Origin of the sequence: Paraburkholderia phenazinium, assembly GCF_900141745.1 — a bacterium.
Taxonomy (GTDB): domain Bacteria; phylum Pseudomonadota; class Gammaproteobacteria; order Burkholderiales; family Burkholderiaceae; genus Paraburkholderia; species Paraburkholderia phenazinium_B.
Genome location: NZ_FSRM01000001.1, coordinates 513,259 through 529,918, shown reverse-complemented (window position 1 = coordinate 529,918; position 16,660 = coordinate 513,259). Strand labels below are relative to the sequence as shown.

Here is a 16,660-nt window from a genome sequence, read left to right as displayed (position 1 = left end):
AATAGGCCGTAAGCGGTGAGGGTTAGGCGGGTGCGCCGGGTTAGCTGAAGCTTTGCGCGAGCGAGCCGATCAGCAATTGCCAGCCGTCGACCAGCACGAACAGCATCAGCTTGAACGGCAACGAGATCGTCGCGGGCGACACCATCATCATCCCCATCGACATCAGCACGCTAGCCACCACCATGTCGATGATGAGGAACGGAATGAAGATGGTGAAGCCGATCTGGAAGCCGGTTTTCAGCTCGCTCGTCACGAACGCCGGCACGAGCAGGGGCAACGGCACGTCTTCGGGACCCTGCATCGGCGGTGCATGCGAAATGCGGGCGAACAGCGCCAGATCGGATTCGCGCGTCTGCCGCAGCATGAAGGTCTTGAACGGCGCGAGGCCGCGGTTGACCGCCTGATCCATCGGCAACGTGCCGTCCGAGAAAGGCTTGTAACCGTCGGTGTAGGCCTTGTTCAGCACCGGCGACATGATGAACAGCGTAAGAAACAGCGCGAGTCCGACCAGCACCTGGTTAGGCGGCGTGGTGGTGGTGCCGAGTGCCTGGCGCAGCAGCGACAGCACGATGATGATGCGCGTGAAGCTCGTCATCATCAGCACCATGGCCGGCAGGAACGACAGCATCGTGAGCAGCAGCATCGTCTGCACACTCAGCGAATAGGTCGTGCCGCCGTTCGGCCCCGGGCTGGTATTGAAGGCGGGCAGGCCGGCGGTCTGCGCGCAGGTGAGCGACGGCATGGCGATCAGCAGGATCGGCAGCACCGGTATCGCGAGCGCGAAGCAGCGCCGCAGCGTGGCGAACAGCGTCGAAAGGAAACTGCGCTGGCTGGGAGCGGATGCGCGGCTCGAGGCTGCGTGCTCGCGGCGCGCTGACTGTTGACTGGACTGCATTTACTGATCCCCGCCGTTCGGCCGGTTGAAACGTTTGCCCACTTCGCCTTTCAAGGCGTCGCGAAAGCGTTGTCCGAAGGTGCCCGGCAGTGCGCCGCCAGCGCCTGGCTGCAGCGGATCGCCTGAGGCTGCCGTGCTCAAACCCACACCTGCACCGGCAGCCGAGCCGGCCGGCATGGTGTGCAGCAGGCGCACATTGCCGGGTGCCGCGCCGAGTACGAGCCATGTATCGCCGATCTCGACGACCGCGACGCGCTCCTTGCCGCCCAGCGAGGCGCCGCCGATGGTCTTCACGAGACCGCCGCGGCTGCCAGGTTGCAGGCCGAAGCGGCGTGCGAGCCAGGCACAGGCAAACACCAGGCCGATTACGACCAGCAGGCCGAGAACGGTTTGCAGCACCGCGCCGACCCCGAGCGACGGCACCGCCGCGCCCGCGCCGACGCCGGAGGCGACCTGGGCGGGATGGTTGACCGCATTCATATCGGCGGCAGCGGCGCTCGCCGGAACGAGGGCAAGCGGCGTGCTCAGGAGAAAGGCGAGGGCAGTTGCGGCGTTTCCGAAGCCGCGAGCGGCTGCAAGTGCCGCGACGCCGTTGCCGGCGTGACTGGCTGACCGCCGGTGCGCACCGTTGCGCCCACTAAGGCGCGCACTGCGCCCGGCAAGGCGTTTCATCGATTCAGCTTCCGGATGCGTTCGGACGGCGTGATGATGTCGGTCAGGCGGATGCCGAACTTGTCGTTGACGACCACGACTTCACCCTGCGCGATCAGACAGCCGTTCACCAGCACGTCCATCGGCTCGCCGGCGAGGCCGTCGAGCTCCACCACCGAGCCCTGCGCGAGTTGCAGCAGGTTGCGGATAGCGATCTTGGTGCGGCCGAGTTCGACAGTCATCTGGACCGGAATGTCCAGGATCATGTCGATGTCGTTGCGCGTCGTGTTCGGTTCAACTTTCGAGAGCGGCTGGAACACGCCGGCGGTCGTCGCGTTGACGGCGCTGTTGTCGTTCTGCTCGGCGAGCGCGCTGGCCCAGTCGTCGAGCGCATTGTCGTCGGAGACGGCTTCCATGCCCGCCAGTTGCGCCTCGCTTGCCGGCAATTCCTTCTCCGGCGATGCATTCAGCTCAGTCATATCCACCATCCTTAATCGTGTCCGCTGCGCTGATCATTTTCTGGACCCGCAACGCATATTGACCATTGAAAATACCGTAGCCGCATTCCATCACCGGCACTCCATCCACCTTCGCGGTGATGTGTTCGGGGATATTGATCGGCAGCACATCGCCTTTGCGCATGTTCAGGATCTGCTCGAACGTGATCGGGATCTGCGCGAGATCGGCACTCAGTTCGACTTCCGCGGCTTGCACCTGCTGCGACAGCACACGCACCCAGCGGCGGTCGACGTCGACAGCTTCACCCTGGATCGGCGACGACAGGACGTCGCGGATCGGCTCGATCATCGAGTACGGCATGCAGATGTGCAGCGTGCCGCCGGTGGTGCCGAACTCGATCGAGAACTGCGTGACGATGACGATTTCGTTCGGCGTCGCGACGTTGGCGAACTGCGTGTGCATTTCGGAGCGCACAAACTCGAACTGCAGCTGGCGAACGCTCTTCCATGAATTCGTGTAGTGCTCGAACACGAGGTTGAGCAGCTTGCTGATGATGCGCTGTTCGGTGGCCGTGAAATCGCGGCCTTCGACGCGGGTGTGGAAGCGCCCGTCACCGCCGAACAGGTTGTCGACCACGAAGAACACCAGATTCGGGTCGAACACGAAGAGCGAGGTGCCGCGCAACGGCTTCACGTGGACCAGGTTCAGGTTGGTCGGGATCGGCAGATTGCGCGTGAATTCGCTGTACTTCACCACCTTCACCGGGCCGACGGAAATTTCCGCGGTACGGCGCATGAAGTTGAAGATACCCACGCGCAACAGACGCGCGAAGCGGTCGTTGATGATTTCGAGGCCGGGCATCCGGCCGCGGACGATGCGTTCCTGCGTGGCGATGTTGTACGGCCGGACACCTGAGCGATCTGACTGCTCGGCTTCCGAGTCGGACTCGCCGGTTACGCCCTTGAGGAGTGCATCGACCTCCTCCTGGGACATGAACTCTTCGTGGCCCATTCCTATTCCTCGTGCGTCCCTTGGCGGTTGATGATGGCAGCAGCGTTACGCGGCGTCACTGCACGACGAATTCGGTGAACAGCACGTCATCGATCGAGATGGGCGCAGCGCCCTTATCGTTCGGCTGTTCGATCAGCGTCTTGAGTTCGGTTGCGAGCGCGCGCTTGCCTTCGAGGGGCGCGAGATCGTCCGGGTGTTTGTTCGACAGCGCGAGCAGGACGCGGCTGCGGACTTCCGGCATATGGTCGGTGAGCTGTTGCTGGACCTTGGGGTCATTCAGCTTGAGCGTGAGACCGATGCGCAGATAGTGTTGCTGGCCGTCATCTGATTGAAGGTTGACGGTCATGGGTTCGAGCGGGAAGAACACCGGCACGGCCTGGGCCGCGGGTGCCGCTGCGGCGGCTTGAGCTGGAGCGGGGGCGGCTTCCCGATGGGCCATGAAGAACCATGTGCCGCCGGCGGCCGCGCCTGCGGCGATAAGCGCGATCAGCACGATCAGGATGATGCGTTTCATCGGGCCAGGAGTGGCCGGCTGAACAGTGCCTTGCTGGTTTGCGGTCGTCGATGCCATGGGTGCTTGCTTGCCTCAGTGCTGGTATGGTGAATTGTTGTTCAGGTGCGCTTCGCGCGATGGGTCGAAAAGAAGGGGGTTTGGGGGGTATTCCTTCGGTTTGTGGTTTTGCGGTGTTTTTTTGCCTGCGCGGCGCTTTGGTGGTTGTTCTTGCTGCTTTGGCCTTTCCTTGCTGTCTTATCGGTCTATTAGCGATGCCCCTGTGCGGGGCGGCACTTACTTTCTTTGCCGCCGCAAAGAAAGTAAGCAAAGAAAGCGGGCTTGCAACCGCTAGCCTGTAGGTGTCCCCCGCTGGCATGAAGCCAGAGTGGTCCGCGCACGCATTGCGCTCTCGCACCACCCCCGTTAATGACACAGCACTCATCCGCTCCAGCGTTGCGCTACGCGCCCGCCGTCGGGCATAACTTCCGTCTGCGGGGCACAGCGGTAGGCGCACTGCGCCGCCACGGCCGAAAAACCAACACCCGTGGTACTTGCCCCGCCTTCCCAGGCAGACCCATCCGCGACGCACGTCGTGCGGAGTGGGGTGGATGAATGCTTTGTCACTGACGGGGGTGGTGCGAGCGCACATTTCGTGCGCGGACCACTACGACTTCATGTCAGTGGTGGACACCTACAGGCTGGCGGTTGCAAGCCCGCTTTCTTTGCTTACTTTCTTTGCGGCGGCAAAGAAAGTAAGTGCCGCCCCGCACAGGGGCGAAGCTAATAGACCAATAAGAATGCAAGGAAAGGCCAAAGCAGCAAGAACAACCACCAAAGCGCCGCGCAGGCAAACCCAAACCCCAAACATCAAGCAAACGTATCCACAAGCCCCACAGTCCGCCGAACGGCAACATTAGCGACAGCAGTGGAATCTCCGTCATCATCCCCGCCGGAGGCAACCCCACTGGCAGAGCCATTCCTCGCCCCATTGGCCGACGACTGCCCCTGCTGCCCAGTCTGCCTGGCAAACCCATCAGTGACGGAGGCACTCCCCAACCCTATACCGTTCTGCTCCATCGCCTCCCGCAACTTCGGCAACGCCGCCTCAACGGCCTCCCGTACCTGCGGATGCTGCGAAACAAACAACGCATGTGCATGGTTATCGGCAACCTGCAACACCACCTGAAGTGGTCCCAGGTCCTTCGGGTTCAGTGTCAACTCAGCACTCTGTTGATGTGCGTTCGACAAAAACACCACCTTCTGTCCCAAAGCTTCTTCCCAATCCGACGTGCCCACCTCCGGTCCCAACGTGCTCGCGGCCGCCGCGGTCGTTGCCGGGTTCGTGCCCTGAGTGGCCGTCGTTGCCGTCGATGCGCTCGCCGCAGCCTGGCTCGCGGCCAGCGCCGCGTTCGCTGCGTCCGCCGTGCCCTTCAAACTCGACAGGCTGTCCTGTGTGTTCGCCATGCCCGTCAATGCCAGCGCATCGGCTGCATCCCTGGCCGCTGTGTCCGTCGGGCTCGTCGTCGTGACCGCAGTCGGATCGGTCTTGTCGCCCTGCTTGAGCTTCGCATCGCCCAGAAGCGTGTTGCTTGCCGAGTTCTTGTCGCTCTTCGAGGCGCTCACCGACAGGTCGGTGTCGTCGTTCGATCCCGCTGCGCCCGTCGTCGCATTGCCGGCGTTCGTGGCCTGGGCCGGCACTGCACCCTGCGTGCCGTTGAGTGCTGCCAGCGCCGCCTGCAGCGCGTCGTTGGCCGTCTTTCCGTCTGCCGAGGCCAGGCGCTTGCCGTGGTGCGTGCCGTCCGCCTTGTCGCTGTCTTTCGCGCCCTGCGCGGTCGTGCCGTCCGTCAACGTCGTGCCGGCGTCGCCGGTTGTCTGTGTGTTCGTGCCGCCGGCGCTCGCGTTGGCGCTGGCCTGAAGCTGTGCCTGCAACTGCGCCAGTACCGACGACGCTGTCGTCGTGCTCGCGGCATCGTTCGATCCGTCGCTGTCCTGCTGTGCCGTCGTGCCCTTCGCGTTGCCGTTGCCGCTCGCCTGCTGCGTGTTGCTCGAGGAGCTCGCCGAGTTAGTGCCGCTGCTGTTGGCACCGTTCGCACCGTTGGCATTGCTGGTACTGGAACTGCCGCTCGTACCGCTGGCGCCGCTTGTGCTGCTCGAACCGTCGGCGCTAGCGGTGCTGCCGGCGCTGCTCGAACTATTGCTGGTGTTGCTTGCGTCGCTCGTGCTGTCGCTGCTGTCATCCGCGCTGTCCGGTGCCTGGGCGTCCGGCTGCGAGGCGCTCTGCGTGCTCGCGGAATACGACGGGTCCGACGGCGTCGGCGGTGAATAGGGTGTCGGGGGTGTCGGCGTCGGCTGGTTCTGCGCGTCGCTTGCGTTCTGCGCGGCTTCGGTCTGCGCCTCCATGCTCTGTTGCAGGGTCTGCGAGAACAGTTGCGCGCTCGCAGAGTCCGACGGCGAACTGCCCGGCGTGCTGTTCGACGAGCCGAATAGCGAACTGATATATGAAAGTGGCGACATGGTTGATCCTGTCTATCCGGTAAATCCGGTCAAGTTCCGGCTGCTCCCGGTCGAGCTGTCGTGCTCGCTTGCGGGTTATGCACCCTCGGCGCGCATCCTGAGAATGCGCGCGGCGTGTTCATCTGCATCGCGTTGTTCACGGCGCGCCGTTTGCTGCGCTTCCGCTGCTTCGCCGCGTGCCTGCAGTACTTCGTAAGAGCCTAGCTTCTGTTTGTGACGCTGCCACTCCGGCTTCGCCGCTTCGACGCGCGCGTTCGCTGCGTTCAACAGCTTGCGCTGCTGTTCGATGGCGGCGTCGAGCGTATCGATGAAAGCCTGGAAGTTGCGCATGTTGCCGGCCGGCATCCCGCTTTGGGCGGTCGTCGTGAAGCGGGAGTGGTATTCGTCGCGGTAGCGCACCAAGGCGTCGAGCTGCGCCTGCACTTCACTTGCCTCACGTTGGGCTCGGCCAAGGCGCTGCGCGGCGGCGTCCACATCGTCCTGGGCGAGGCCAATAAGCGTCTTGATCGGAAAGTGTTTCGCCATCGTCAGCCTCCTTGGGCAAACAGCGCATCGAGTCTCTTCAGACTCGCGTCAAATTCCGCACATTCGCGGAAACCTTGTTGCAAAAACGCTTCAATACGCGGATACAGTGCGATCGCGCGATCGAGTAACTGGTCGCGCCCCGTCGAATAGGCGCCCACATTGATCAGGTCGCGGTTACGCTGGTAACGCGACAGCATCTGTTTGAAGAGCCGCGTCTTCTCCAGGTGCGGCTCGTCGATCAGCGCAGTCATCGCGCGGCTGATCGAGGCTTCGATGTCGATTGCCGGATAGTGCCCGGCTTCGGCCAGCGAACGCGACAGCACGATGTGGCCGTCCAGAATCGCGCGCGCCGAGTCGGCGATCGGGTCCTGCTGGTCGTCGCCTTCGGTCAGCACCGTGTAGAACGCCGTAATCGATCCGCCGCCTGCCGGGCCATTGCCGGTGCGCTCGACGAGCGCCGGCAGCTTGGCGAACACGGACGGCGGATAGCCCTTGGTGGCCGGCGGTTCGCCGACCGCCAGGGCGATCTCGCGCTGGGCCATTGCGTAGCGGGTCAGCGAGTCCATCAGCAGCAGCACGTGCTTGCCCTGATCGCGGAAGTATTCGGCGAGCGAGGTCGAGTAGGCAGCGGCCTGCATCCGCAGAAGCGGTGAGACGTCCGCTGGCGCGGCCACCACCACCGAGCGCGCGAGGCCATCCTCACCGAGAATCTGTTCGATGAATTCCTTCACTTCGCGGCCGCGTTCGCCGATCAGGCCGATCACGATTACCTCGGCGCTGGTGTAGCGCGCCATCGTGCCGAGCAGCACCGATTTACCGACACCGGAGCCGGCGAACAGGCCCATGCGCTGGCCGCGGCCCACCGTCAGCAGCGCGTTGATCGCGCGCACGCCGACGTCGAGCACCTTGTGAATCGGCTCGCGGTTAAGCGGATTGATGGTCGGGGCGGAGAGCGGGGCGTCCATTTTCGTGCCGAGCGGACCGAGCCCGTCGAGCGGCCGGCCGGAGGCATCGAGTACGCGGCCGAGCAGTTCCCAGCCCACCGGCAGACGCTTCGCGCCCGCCATCGGATCGGCGATCGGTGCGCTTTCCAGCGGATAGACGCGTGCGCCAGGCAGGAGGCCGATCACTTCGGTGGTCGGCATCAGGAACAGCTTGTCGCCGGCGAAGCCCACGACTTCGGCTTCCGCCATCGGCCGCGAGCTGCCCAGCGGCAGTTCGATCATCACTTCGGCGCCGACCGACAGGCGCAGCCCGACCGCTTCGAGCACGAGGCCCGCGGCCCGTGTCAGGCGTCCGCAGGCGCGCATTGGCCGCGCAATCGCGTTACGGGCGCGCAGTCCATCGAGATGGTCACGCCAGGCGTTCATGTGCGGGTTGTTGGCGAGCGCCGGGTTCGGCGCAGGGCGAGCCGCGGCTTTCGCTGAAGACGGCGCGGCATCGCGGCTCGCGGCGGCGAACGCGCTGGCCGAGTGACCGTGGCGAGGATCGTGCGGGGCGGCCGTCCGCGGCGCGGGCTGCGCACTCGGCAACTCCATCGGCTCGGGCGGCAGCGCGTGCATGCCGAACGAGGCCAGCGCCAGCTCCTGTTCGAGCGGCGTCAGGTCGCTGGCGCGGATTTCCTCGATGGTCGGCTTTACCATGTGCTTGCCTTGCCGAGGGCGGCAGCAACCCGCTCCCAGCGTGTGTCGATACCGGCATCCACTTCGCCGGTGCTGGCGTGGGCGCGGCAACCGCCGCGTTCCACGGCCGGATCGGTTCGCACGGACCAGCCGCGCGCCTGTAGTTCTTCCATCAGATACGCTTCGACCACCGGCAGGTCCGCCGGGCTCACTACCAGGTGCGGCGCGCCGGTCAAGGCCGGCTCCGCTGCGATGACTTCGCGGGCTACGGCAATCAGTGCGGCCGGATCATGCTGCACATGCTGGCGTACCACCTGCTGCGCGATGTCCAGCGCGAGCGCCACCAGGTTCTCCGAAATTTCGTGTTGCGCGCCGTCCAGTGCGACCTTGAAGGTTTCCGCCAGGGCGGCAAGGCGCGCGGCTTCTTCGCGCGCTTCGGTTTGCCCCTGCGTGAAGCCTTGCGCGTGACCCTGATCGTAGCCTGCCTGGTAGCCGAGCGCCTGCCCGGCCACGTGACCGGAGGCGAGGCCCTGGGCATGCGCGGCGTCGCGCAGGCGCTGCAGCTCCGCTTCGAAGGCGCCGCTGTCGTCGGCCGGCTCCTCGGGCGGTGCCGGCGGCACCGGGTCGAACGAGGCCATCTCCCAGCGCTGGTAGGCCGAGAGGCTGCCTTTGCGCGCGGGATCCTGATCAGACATATGCATCTTCCGCCTTGCCGCCTATCGCGATCTGACCACTTTCTGCCAGGTTGCGCACGATCTGCAAAATGCGGCGTTGCTGCGTCTCCACTTCGGAGACGCGAACCGGACCGCGGGCGTCGAGGTCTTCGGCGAGCAGTTCGGCCGCACGCTGCGACATGTTCGAGAGGAACTTCTGGCGCAGCGCAGGTGGCGCGCCCTTCAGCGAAATAATCAGTGCTTCCGACTCGACTTCCTTCAGCAGCAACTGGATCGCGCGGTCTTCCAGGTCGAGCAGGTTCTCGAACACGAACATCTGATCGACGATCTTCTGCGCGAGTTCCGCGTCGTACTGGCGGACGTTTTCGAGCACGCCTTCTTCGTGGTTGCTCGACATGAAGTTGAGAATTTCCGCTGCGGTGCGAATGCCGCCCATCGGGCTGCGCTTGAGGTTGTCGCTGCCGGACAGCAGGCCCGTCAGTACATCGTCCAGTTCGCGCAGCGCGGCCGGCTGGATGCCGTCGAGCGTGGCGATCCGCAGCAGCACATCGTTACGCAGACGTTCGCTGAAGCAGGCGACGATTTCGGAAGCCTGATCGCGGTCGAGGTGGACGAGGATGGTCGCGATGATCTGCGGGTGCTCGTTCTTGATCAGCTCGGCCACGGCCGACGAATCCATCCACTTGAGGCCTTCGATACCGCTCGTGTCGCTGCCCTGCAGGATCCGGTCGATGATCGCGCCGGCCTTGTCGTCGCCGAGCGCCTTGGTCAGCACCGAGCGGATGTAGTCGCTCGAGTCGAGCGACAGTGCGGTGTGCTGCTCCGCCTCGCGGACGAACTCGTGCAGCACTTCGTCGACCTGTTCGCGCGTCACGTTCTTCAGCGCCGCCATGGCGACACCGATCTTCTGGACCTCGCGCGGCCCCAGAAACTTGAATACCTGCGCCGCTTCTTCCTCACCGATCGACATCAGGAGGAGCGCGCTTTTCACTACGCCTTCAGCGCTCATCGGACACCCAGCTCTTAACGACGGTTGCAACGATCTTCGGATCCTGGCGCGCAATGTTGCGGGCGTATTCCAGGTTCCGCTCGAATTTGTGTTTATCGCTCTCGAGCGACATCAGGTCGGATTCGCCGTCGTCGTCGCTCGCCTTGCTGCCGCTGCGCTCGCTAGCCGGCAGGCCGTCGAGCAGCATCGGCTCGTCCGGCGAGGGCAGTGAGGCGGCAGTAACCGGCGTGGGCGGCGGGAAGGCGCGGCGCAGGGCCGGCTTGACCATCACGAAGTAGAGGAACAGGGCGACAGCGCCGATGCCCAGGTACGTCGCGAGCTGCTTGGCCAGCGCGATCATGTCCGGCGTGCGCCACCACGGCAGATTGGCGTTCGGGTCGACCTCGGTCTCGAAGGCGCTGTTGACCACGTTCACCGAGTCGCCGCGCTGAGCGTCGAAGCCCATCGCATCCTTCACCAGCTGGTTGACCTGGGCGAGCTTGTCGGCGGTGAGCGGCTGCATGGTCGAGTGGCCCTTCGCATCCACCACCGGCAGGTAGTTCACCACCACCGCCACCGACAGCCGCTTGATGTTGCCCATTGCCTGCTGGACGTGGCGCACGGTCTTGTCGAGTTCGTAGTTGGTGGTCGCATCCTTGCGGTCGCTGACCGGCGTCGTGGTCACACCGCTCGCGCCATTCGGCGCGTTGATCGGCGCGGAGGCCGGCTGCGGCGGCTGGTTCGACAAGGCGCCGGGCACACCGGAGGCGCCGCCTTGCGACATTTCCGTGTCGGTGCTGGTCTGCTGGCTGCGAATCGCGGCCTGCTGCGGATTGGCGTTCGGACCGTAGTTTTCCGAGGTCTGCTCGACCTGCGAGAAATTGACGTCGGCGCTCACCTGCGAGTGAGCATTGCCGGCGCCGAACAACGGAGCCAGGATCGCGTCGATGCGCTGCTGCGTGTTGTGTTCGATCTGCTGCACATATTTGAGCTGGGTGGCGTCCAGACCTGCGCCGGAAGGCGGCTGGGTCAGCAGGTTGCCGTCCTGGTCGACGATCGTCACGCCGCGCGGCGGCATTTCGGGCACCGCCGAGGCCACCATATGGGTGATCGCGTTGACCTGGCCTTCGTCGAGCATACGGCCCGGATACAGATTCACCAGCACCGCGGCCGAGGGTGCTTCCTTGTCGCGTACGAATACGGAAGGCTTCGGAATAGCCAGATGGACGCGGGCCGTTTTCACGCTCGAAACCGATTCGATGGTGCGTTCGAGTTCACCTTCCAGCGCGCGCTGATAGTTGACCTGCTCGGCAAACTGGCTGATGCCGAACTTCTCGTTGTCCATCAGTTCGAAACCGACCGAGCCGCTCTTCGGCAGGCCCTGGGAGGCGAGACGCAGACGCATTTCATGCACCTGGTCGGACGGCACGAGAATCGCGCCACCGCCGTCGGAGAACTTGTAGGGGATGTTGGCGGCCTGCAGCGCGGTGATGATTGAGCCACCGTCCTGATCCGACAGGTTGCTATACAGCACCTTATAGTCAGGAGCGCGCGACCAGAGCCACAGACCGACCACGACGGCAACCAGCACGGCGACCGCGAAGATCAGCGGTGCACGCGGATTGCCGCGCATCTGCGTCAGGCCGGACAGGCGCTGGCTAAAGTTACCGCCGAGGCCCCCACCGCCCAGGTCCGCAGCGCCGCCGGGCTGGCTGGCGCCGGGTGCGGCGCCGCCTGGCGGTTGCGCGCCGGCGAGGCCCATACGGGCGTCGGGGTTAATCAACGAGTTGGCTGACGAATCCATGCGTCGGGTATCTCCGGGGATGCCTGGGTCCTGCCGCCGCTGCCACGCCGGGGTCGGCAGGGGCACGGACAGAGACTTTCACGATTGGAATTATGCGCAGGCGCGGCGAACCCGATTGCTCGAATAGAGCAGGGTTTCCCCCCCAGTTTCGAGGCTTTCGAACCAGGCCCGCTGATATTCTCTCGCTCAGATCGGTAGGATTTGCTATGCCGTTCGACCTTCCTCAGGAGAGAACATGACAATGTCCGTGAACGCGCTCTCGTCGGCGCTGCAGCAAATGCAGGCCATGGCCGCACAGGCCGCCGGCGGCACCGAGGCGGTGGCGAATCAACCCGCTGCGGCAAGCTCGGGCGGTTTTGCGTCGGCGCTCAAGGCGTCGATCGACAAGATCAGCGACGATCAGAAAACCGCGGCCGGCGAGGCGAAGGCGTTCGAAGTCGGCGCACCCAATGTATCGCTGAACGATGTGATGATCGACGGGCAGAAGGCCAATCTTGGCCTGCAGTTCGGCCTGCAGGTGCGCAACAAGCTGGTGTCCGCCTACAACGACATCATGCAGATGTCGGTTTGACAGCGTAGCGGCTGGTCTGGCAAACGCTGCACCGCACCCGGTCCGCGAGCGGAAGTTCGTGGCCGTGGCTGGTGGCGCCGCGCGGCTACGTCTGTGCCTGCCCAAGCCTGCAGCCATTCGCCTTAAACCTCCTTACCGCGTCCTAAAGCTTTTCGGTTGCCGATCCGATAACCAGGTACAGGCATCAATCCGCAAGTGGCGAAGTGCCCCGTGCAGCCGTCTGATACTTTCCGTTTCCGTAGCAAAGGAGGAGCGCCGATGTTTTCCCCAGGACACGCTGGAGCCAACGCATACGCACGTGTCGGCGTCGAGACAGGAGTGATGGGTTCAAGCCCGCACCGTCTGATCGTACTGCTGTACCAGGGGGCCCGGCGGGCAATCTCTCAGGCGCGTATGCATCTGCAGCAAGGAAACATCGCGGAGCGGGGAGTGGCGATCAGCAAGGCGATCCGGATTATCGAAGGCGGATTGCAGCAGTCGCTTAACGTCGAAGCGGGTGGTGAGATCGCGCAACGCCTGCACGCGTTGTACAGCTATATGGCACGGCGGTTGTTCGAAGCTAACTTGAAGAAGAGCGAGGCGATGCTGGTCGAAGTCGACGGCTTGCTGGCCACGCTCGAAGAAGCCTGGATGGGGATTGCCCCGGAGATCGCGCGGATGGCGACACAGCCAACCGCGGAAAGCATGAGATGACTTCGAACACAGAATATTTTGCCCGCTACGAGGCCATCGCAGCGATCTCCGCACGTATGCTGACCGCAGCGCGCCGCGCCCTTTGGACCGATCTGATGCCGTTGCAGGAAGAGTACCGGCATATGGTCGACGCGTTGAAGGACGCGGAAACCGGGGTGAAGCTCGACGAAGTGGAACGCGCACGTAAATACGACCTGATCCGCCAGATTCTCGCGGACGACGCCGCCATCCGGGATCTCGCGAATCCCCGTATGGCGACGCTGTCGGCGCTGTTTGCCGGCCGTCCGGCCCGCGTGCTCAAGGAGTTGTACGGCGCACGCTGAACTTTTTTGACTGCGATAAATTGATTGCGAAATTGACTGCGTTAGCCGCGCGCAGCCAGTAGGTACTCCAAAGGAACCGGCATGAACGGAATCGACACGGCCATCGCTTCGCTGCTCGCGAGCCGGGTCGACAGTCTGCTCAATATCGCACCCGGCGCGCCAAATGCAGCGCAAACGGGTGCGTCTGCGCTGAGCACGGATACGCCGGTGACGCCGGGTACGCCCGAGGTGCCGGCGCCGCCGCCTGCCTCTGCGCAGACTGTCCTGTCCGCGGTGGCTTTGACTCTCAACGCGATTGTCCTGTCCGGCGGTGAAGCCACCCCGGCGATTCTCGGCCAGTCGCCGATCTGGCCCGCGGCGCCTGCGCTCGATCCCGAGATAACCGAACTGCCGCTCTTCGAAATACTCGACGCGCAGACGGCGGATGCCGTTGTTGCTATTGTATTGGCCGATGCCGGCGTGGCCGACCCGGCCAGTGCGGCAAACGCAGCGAATGTGGCAAGCACCGCCACGACCTCCAACACCACCAGCACCGCCAATCCGGCAAGCGCTTCCGCGACGACGGCCGCCACTAGCGTTGCCCCAGGGGACCTCCCGGTGGCAGCGCTCGCGGCGGCGCTCGAACAGACCGTCGCCGGTAGCGGCCTCTTTTACGAGGCGCACCTCGCGCAATGGCTGGCGGGTCAGCTCTCGCCCGCCGACCTCGCCAGCGAACCGCAAAACCGTCTTCTCGATAGCGCCGCGCAATTACCGCTCGACTGGGCGTCCGATCTCGACGCAAGCGCGCCGCCGGGCTCGAGCGCGGCGCAGCAGGCCCGCCCCGGTTCGACGCAGGCAACCCAGAGCGGCAATGACGGCCCCGAGGCGAGTGCCGCCGCGCGCGCCACGGCGTCGATCCAGTCGCCACAGGCCGCGCGTTTCGCCGCCGGGGAAGTGCTGGCGAACTCGCTTTCCGACCTGGCCGGTCAACCGGCGCACGCTGCGCTGCATGCCGCTGCGTCCCAGCTGGGCGAGACGCCGACGCAAACCGCGCAATCGATGGCAGGCGCCGTCAACGTGGCGACCATCCCGCTGGTGCGCCAGCAACTCGATATGCTCGCCACGGGCCAGTTCCGCTGGAGCGGCGAAGCGTGGCCGGGCGCGAAAATCGACTGGACCATCCAGCAGGACGGCGACGAGTGGGAGCGCGGCGGCGGCGGTGCCGGCGCGGAAGAGGACTATCCGTGGCGCACGCGTCTGACGCTGTCGTTGCCGCTGCTCGGCACGGTGGATGCCGAACTGACGCTCACCGGCAACCGGCTGGCGGCGCGGGTCGCGGCGAGCCCCCTGGGCGCGGCTCGGCTCGCCGAGCAAAGTGACAACTTCCGCGAGCGGCTTGCTGCCGCCGGAATCGAACTGAGTGCGCTGGCGATTCGCGAGATCGGCGGCGGGGTGCCGGGTGCGGCCTCGGGCGCGGCAGCCGCCGCGGCCGCCCAGGCGGCGGCTTCCGCGTACGCGCGTGCTGCGCCGGCCGTCGATCCTGAGGTGGTCGCGGCGGGTACGCCACGCCGCGGCGGGCCCAGGGCCGCCGAGCGGCCCCAGCGCCCCGAGCGGTCGGAGTGGCCTCAGCGCGGTGCGCGACAGACTCGTCCCGAACGCGCGCAATGGCCGACCACGACGTCCGACACCGATTTCGACTGGGACATGTGATGAGCCGCAGGAATCGCAAAAGCGCTGCTGCGCTCGTCTATGACGCCCAAGGCGGCGACCACGCGCCACGCATGATCGCGAAGGGCTACGGCCTCGTCGCGGAAATGATCGTGCAGCGCGCCAAGGAGGCGGGCCTGTATGTGCACGAGGCGCCCGAGATGGTGGCGCTGCTGATGCAGGTCGATCTCGATTCGCGCATTCCGCCGCAGCTGTATCAGGCGGTGGCGGAGTTGCTGGCGTGGCTGCACCGGCTGGAAAGCGGCGTGGCGGACGAGCCGGAGCAGCCGTCCACTACGCTTGAGCCGGTCGCAGTCAAGGGCCGCTAAAGCCGCAGCATCAGCTTGAGCAGCGCATTGACGCGCTTGCCGTACGGCGGCGCGATCAGCCCGCGTGTATTCCAGCGCGCCTGGGTGAGCACCGGCTTCATCTTCGAGAAGGTCACAAAGCCTTCGTAGCCGTGATACGCGCCCATCCCGCTCGCACCCACGCCGCCGAACGGAAGGCTTTCGCAAGCCAGCTGCATCAGCGTTTCGTTGACCGCCATGCCGCCCGCGATGGTTTCCTGCTCGACGCGGCGGATCGTCGTTGCATCCTCGTCGTAAAGATACAGCGCCAAGGGCCGCGGCCGGGCGTTGACCCAGGCGATGGCGTCGTCGAGCGTGTCGTACGGGACGATCGGCAGCAGCGGCCCGAAAATCTCCTCCTGCATCAGCGCGGTTTCATCCGGCGCGTTCGTCACGGCGATCAGCGGGAAGCGGCGTGTGAGTGGATCCGCGGCGCCGTCGGCAAGCGCATGGAGTTGCGCACCGCTGGCTTTCGCTTCGTCGAGAAGACGCTGCAAACGCTCGAAATGACGCGCCGAAATGATGGACGTGTAGTCGCGATTTTGCGAGAAATCCGGATACATCGCGCTCATGCGCGCCCGCGCCCGCTCGATGAAAGCCTGCTCCTTGCCGCGCGGCACCAGCACATAGTCCGGCGCGATACAGGTTTGTCCGGCATTCATCGTCTTGCCGGCGACGAGGTTATCGACCGCATTGTCGAAGCGGGCATGCGGCCCGACGATGGCGGGTGATTTACCGCCCAGTTCGAGCGTGACCGGCGTCAGATGCTCGGCGGCCGCGCGCATCACTTCATGGCCTACTTTGGTCGAACCGGTGAACAGCAGATGATCGAACGGCTGCGCGCTGAAGGCGGCAGCGAGCGTAGCGTCACCATTGACCACGGTGACGTGGTCATGCGCGAAGGTCTGCGCGATCAGTTGTTCGAACAAAGCCGAGGTGCGCGGCGTGAGTTCGGACATCTTGATGATGGCGCGGTTGCCGGCTGTGAGAGCGCTCACGAGCGGGCCGCCTGCCAGCAGGATCGGATAGTTCCACGGCACGATAATGCCGACCACGCCGAGCGGTTGCGGAATCACTTTGGCGCGCGCGGGCAACAGCCACTTGTTGGTGCTGCGCCGTTGCGATCTCATCCAGCGTTTGCCGTGCCTCAGCGCGCCGTCGATTTCCTCTTTCAGGAGCAGAAATTCCGCGAGCAGGATTTCCTCTTTGGCCCGGTTGCCGAAGTCCGCGTTCATCGCTTCGGCGAGCGCGTCGCGGTTGTCGAGCAGCATCGCCCGCAATGCCTTCAGATGCGCCGCGCGCGTTTCCCATGAGGGATAGGGCGCGCGCAGATACGCCTGGCGCTGTTCGCGCAACAGCGCTTCGAGCGCGGCAATCTCCGGCAGATCGTTCTTCATGTCCACT

At 64.9% G+C, this 16,660-nt stretch carries 18 protein-coding genes; 6 read left to right on the top strand and 12 right to left on the bottom strand.

The features are described from left to right. Positions 1-40: 40 nt before the first annotated feature. The 5 genes from fliP to fliL are packed head-to-tail and all read right to left on the bottom strand — an operon-like array spanning position 41 to position 3,587. Positions 41-895 carry a flagellar type III secretion system pore protein FliP gene (gene fliP, locus BUS06_RS02545; protein WP_074262845.1) on the bottom strand — a complete coding sequence of 285 codons (855 nt, stop codon included), beginning with the start codon at positions 893-895 and terminating at the stop codon, positions 41-43. Beyond that, positions 896-1,567, bottom strand: coding sequence for a flagellar biosynthetic protein FliO (gene fliO / locus BUS06_RS02540; protein ID WP_254368722.1), 672 nt, complete (start codon positions 1,565-1,567; stop codon positions 896-898). Continuing rightward, positions 1,564-2,025: a flagellar motor switch protein FliN gene (gene fliN, locus BUS06_RS02535; protein ID WP_074262844.1), complete on the bottom strand. Its 462-nt coding sequence runs from the start codon at positions 2,023-2,025 to the stop codon at positions 1,564-1,566. Before fliN ends, fliO begins: the two co-directional genes overlap by 4 nt. After that, entirely contained in the window at positions 2,018-3,016 is a 999-nt protein-coding gene (gene fliM / locus BUS06_RS02530) for a flagellar motor switch protein FliM (protein WP_074262843.1), read from the bottom strand. Before fliM ends, fliN begins: the two co-directional genes overlap by 8 nt. Positions 3,017-3,071: 55 nt before the next feature. Beyond that, on the bottom strand, positions 3,072-3,587 hold the full coding sequence (gene fliL / locus BUS06_RS02525; RefSeq protein WP_074262842.1) for a flagellar basal body-associated protein FliL: 516 nt from the start codon (positions 3,585-3,587) through the stop codon (positions 3,072-3,074). Positions 3,588-3,646: 59 nt separating this feature from the next. Here fliL and BUS06_RS37295 point away from each other — a divergent pair, with 59 nt between their 5' ends. Then, positions 3,647-3,868 carry a hypothetical protein gene (locus BUS06_RS37295; RefSeq protein ID WP_143787446.1) on the top strand — a complete coding sequence of 74 codons (222 nt, stop codon included), beginning with the start codon at positions 3,647-3,649 and terminating at the stop codon, positions 3,866-3,868. A 508-nt stretch (positions 3,869-4,376) separates the two neighbouring features. On the opposite strand, the gene BUS06_RS02520 is transcribed toward BUS06_RS37295, so the two are convergent. From BUS06_RS02520 to fliF, 6 genes are all read right to left on the bottom strand, one after another. After that, complete coding sequence (locus BUS06_RS02520; RefSeq protein WP_074262841.1) at positions 4,377-6,023, bottom strand: flagellar hook-length control protein FliK; 1,647 nt, start codon at positions 6,021-6,023, stop codon at positions 4,377-4,379. Positions 6,024-6,098: 75 nt separating this feature from the next. After that, complete coding sequence (gene fliJ, locus BUS06_RS02515) at positions 6,099-6,548, bottom strand: flagellar export protein FliJ (RefSeq protein WP_074262840.1); 450 nt, start codon at positions 6,546-6,548, stop codon at positions 6,099-6,101. 2 nt (positions 6,549-6,550) lie between these two features. Further along, a complete protein-coding gene (fliI, locus tag BUS06_RS02510) occupies positions 6,551-8,191 on the bottom strand; it encodes a flagellar protein export ATPase FliI (RefSeq protein ID WP_074262839.1) in 1,641 nt (546 codons plus the stop codon). After that, entirely contained in the window at positions 8,185-8,871 is a 687-nt protein-coding gene (fliH, locus tag BUS06_RS02505) for a flagellar assembly protein FliH (protein WP_083611334.1), read from the bottom strand. The genes fliI and fliH overlap by 7 nt, the downstream gene beginning before the upstream one ends. Continuing rightward, complete coding sequence (gene fliG, locus BUS06_RS02500) at positions 8,858-9,853, bottom strand: flagellar motor switch protein FliG (RefSeq protein ID WP_074262837.1); 996 nt, start codon at positions 9,851-9,853, stop codon at positions 8,858-8,860. The genes fliH and fliG overlap by 14 nt, the downstream gene beginning before the upstream one ends. Beyond that, positions 9,843-11,636 carry a flagellar basal-body MS-ring/collar protein FliF gene (gene fliF / locus BUS06_RS02495; protein ID WP_074262836.1) on the bottom strand — a complete coding sequence of 598 codons (1,794 nt, stop codon included), beginning with the start codon at positions 11,634-11,636 and terminating at the stop codon, positions 9,843-9,845. Before fliF ends, fliG begins: the two co-directional genes overlap by 11 nt. A gap of 235 nt (positions 11,637-11,871) precedes the next feature. On the opposite strand from fliF, the gene fliE reads away from it, so the two are divergent. From fliE to BUS06_RS02470, 5 genes are all read left to right on the top strand, one after another. Further along, a complete protein-coding gene (gene fliE, locus BUS06_RS02490; RefSeq protein ID WP_074262835.1) occupies positions 11,872-12,207 on the top strand; it encodes a flagellar hook-basal body complex protein FliE in 336 nt (111 codons plus the stop codon). 258 nt (positions 12,208-12,465) lie between these two features. Further along, positions 12,466-12,900, top strand: a complete 435-nt coding sequence (gene fliS / locus BUS06_RS02485; protein WP_074262834.1) for a flagellar export chaperone FliS — start codon at positions 12,466-12,468, stop codon at positions 12,898-12,900. Further along, the gene (locus BUS06_RS02480; protein ID WP_074262833.1) at positions 12,897-13,223 is read left to right on the top strand and encodes a flagellar protein FliT; all 327 of its coding nucleotides are present in this window, start codon (positions 12,897-12,899) and stop codon (positions 13,221-13,223) included. The genes fliS and BUS06_RS02480 overlap by 4 nt, the downstream gene beginning before the upstream one ends. 81 nt (positions 13,224-13,304) lie before the next feature. Then, positions 13,305-14,912 carry a flagellar hook-length control protein FliK gene (gene fliK / locus BUS06_RS02475; RefSeq protein WP_074262832.1) on the top strand — a complete coding sequence of 536 codons (1,608 nt, stop codon included), beginning with the start codon at positions 13,305-13,307 and terminating at the stop codon, positions 14,910-14,912. Further along, positions 14,912-15,238 (top strand): EscU/YscU/HrcU family type III secretion system export apparatus switch protein, encoded by a 327-nt coding sequence (locus BUS06_RS02470; protein ID WP_074262831.1) that lies wholly within the window; start codon positions 14,912-14,914, stop codon positions 15,236-15,238. The genes fliK and BUS06_RS02470 overlap by 1 nt, the downstream gene beginning before the upstream one ends. Here BUS06_RS02470 and BUS06_RS02465 read toward each other — a convergent pair. Then, the gene (locus BUS06_RS02465) at positions 15,235-16,653 is read right to left on the bottom strand and encodes a coniferyl aldehyde dehydrogenase (protein WP_074262830.1); all 1,419 of its coding nucleotides are present in this window, start codon (positions 16,651-16,653) and stop codon (positions 15,235-15,237) included. The two genes, BUS06_RS02470 and BUS06_RS02465, sit on opposite strands and share 4 nt — an antisense overlap. Positions 16,654-16,660: the final 7 nt, after the last annotated feature.

Bases quoted from the DNA above. Each gene is read 5' to 3' on its own strand.
- fliP (WP_074262845.1), bottom strand. From the start codon at position 895: ATGCAGTCCAGTCAACAGTCAGCGCGCCGCGAGCACGCAGCCTCGAGC.
- fliO (WP_254368722.1), bottom strand. From the start codon at position 1,567: ATGAAACGCCTTGCCGGGCGCAGTGCGCGCCTTAGTGGGCGCAACGGT.
- fliN (WP_074262844.1), bottom strand. From the start codon at position 2,025: ATGACTGAGCTGAATGCATCGCCGGAGAAGGAATTGCCGGCAAGCGAG.
- fliM (WP_074262843.1), bottom strand. From the start codon at position 3,016: ATGGGCCACGAAGAGTTCATGTCCCAGGAGGAGGTCGATGCACTCCTC.
- fliL (WP_074262842.1), bottom strand. From the start codon at position 3,587: ATGGCATCGACGACCGCAAACCAGCAAGGCACTGTTCAGCCGGCCACT.
- BUS06_RS37295 (WP_143787446.1), top strand. From the start codon at position 3,647: ATGGGTCGAAAAGAAGGGGGTTTGGGGGGTATTCCTTCGGTTTGTGGT.
- BUS06_RS02520 (WP_074262841.1), bottom strand. From the start codon at position 6,023: ATGTCGCCACTTTCATATATCAGTTCGCTATTCGGCTCGTCGAACAGC.
- fliJ (WP_074262840.1), bottom strand. From the start codon at position 6,548: ATGGCGAAACACTTTCCGATCAAGACGCTTATTGGCCTCGCCCAGGAC.
- fliI (WP_074262839.1), bottom strand. From the start codon at position 8,191: ATGGTAAAGCCGACCATCGAGGAAATCCGCGCCAGCGACCTGACGCCG.
- fliH (WP_083611334.1), bottom strand. From the start codon at position 8,871: ATGCATATGTCTGATCAGGATCCCGCGCGCAAAGGCAGCCTCTCGGCC.
- fliG (WP_074262837.1), bottom strand. From the start codon at position 9,853: ATGAGCGCTGAAGGCGTAGTGAAAAGCGCGCTCCTCCTGATGTCGATC.
- fliF (WP_074262836.1), bottom strand. From the start codon at position 11,636: ATGGATTCGTCAGCCAACTCGTTGATTAACCCCGACGCCCGTATGGGC.
- fliE (WP_074262835.1), top strand. From the start codon at position 11,872: ATGACAATGTCCGTGAACGCGCTCTCGTCGGCGCTGCAGCAAATGCAG.
- fliS (WP_074262834.1), top strand. From the start codon at position 12,466: ATGTTTTCCCCAGGACACGCTGGAGCCAACGCATACGCACGTGTCGGC.
- BUS06_RS02480 (WP_074262833.1), top strand. From the start codon at position 12,897: ATGACTTCGAACACAGAATATTTTGCCCGCTACGAGGCCATCGCAGCG.
- fliK (WP_074262832.1), top strand. From the start codon at position 13,305: ATGAACGGAATCGACACGGCCATCGCTTCGCTGCTCGCGAGCCGGGTC.
- BUS06_RS02470 (WP_074262831.1), top strand. From the start codon at position 14,912: ATGAGCCGCAGGAATCGCAAAAGCGCTGCTGCGCTCGTCTATGACGCC.
- BUS06_RS02465 (WP_074262830.1), bottom strand. From the start codon at position 16,653: ATGAAGAACGATCTGCCGGAGATTGCCGCGCTCGAAGCGCTGTTGCGC.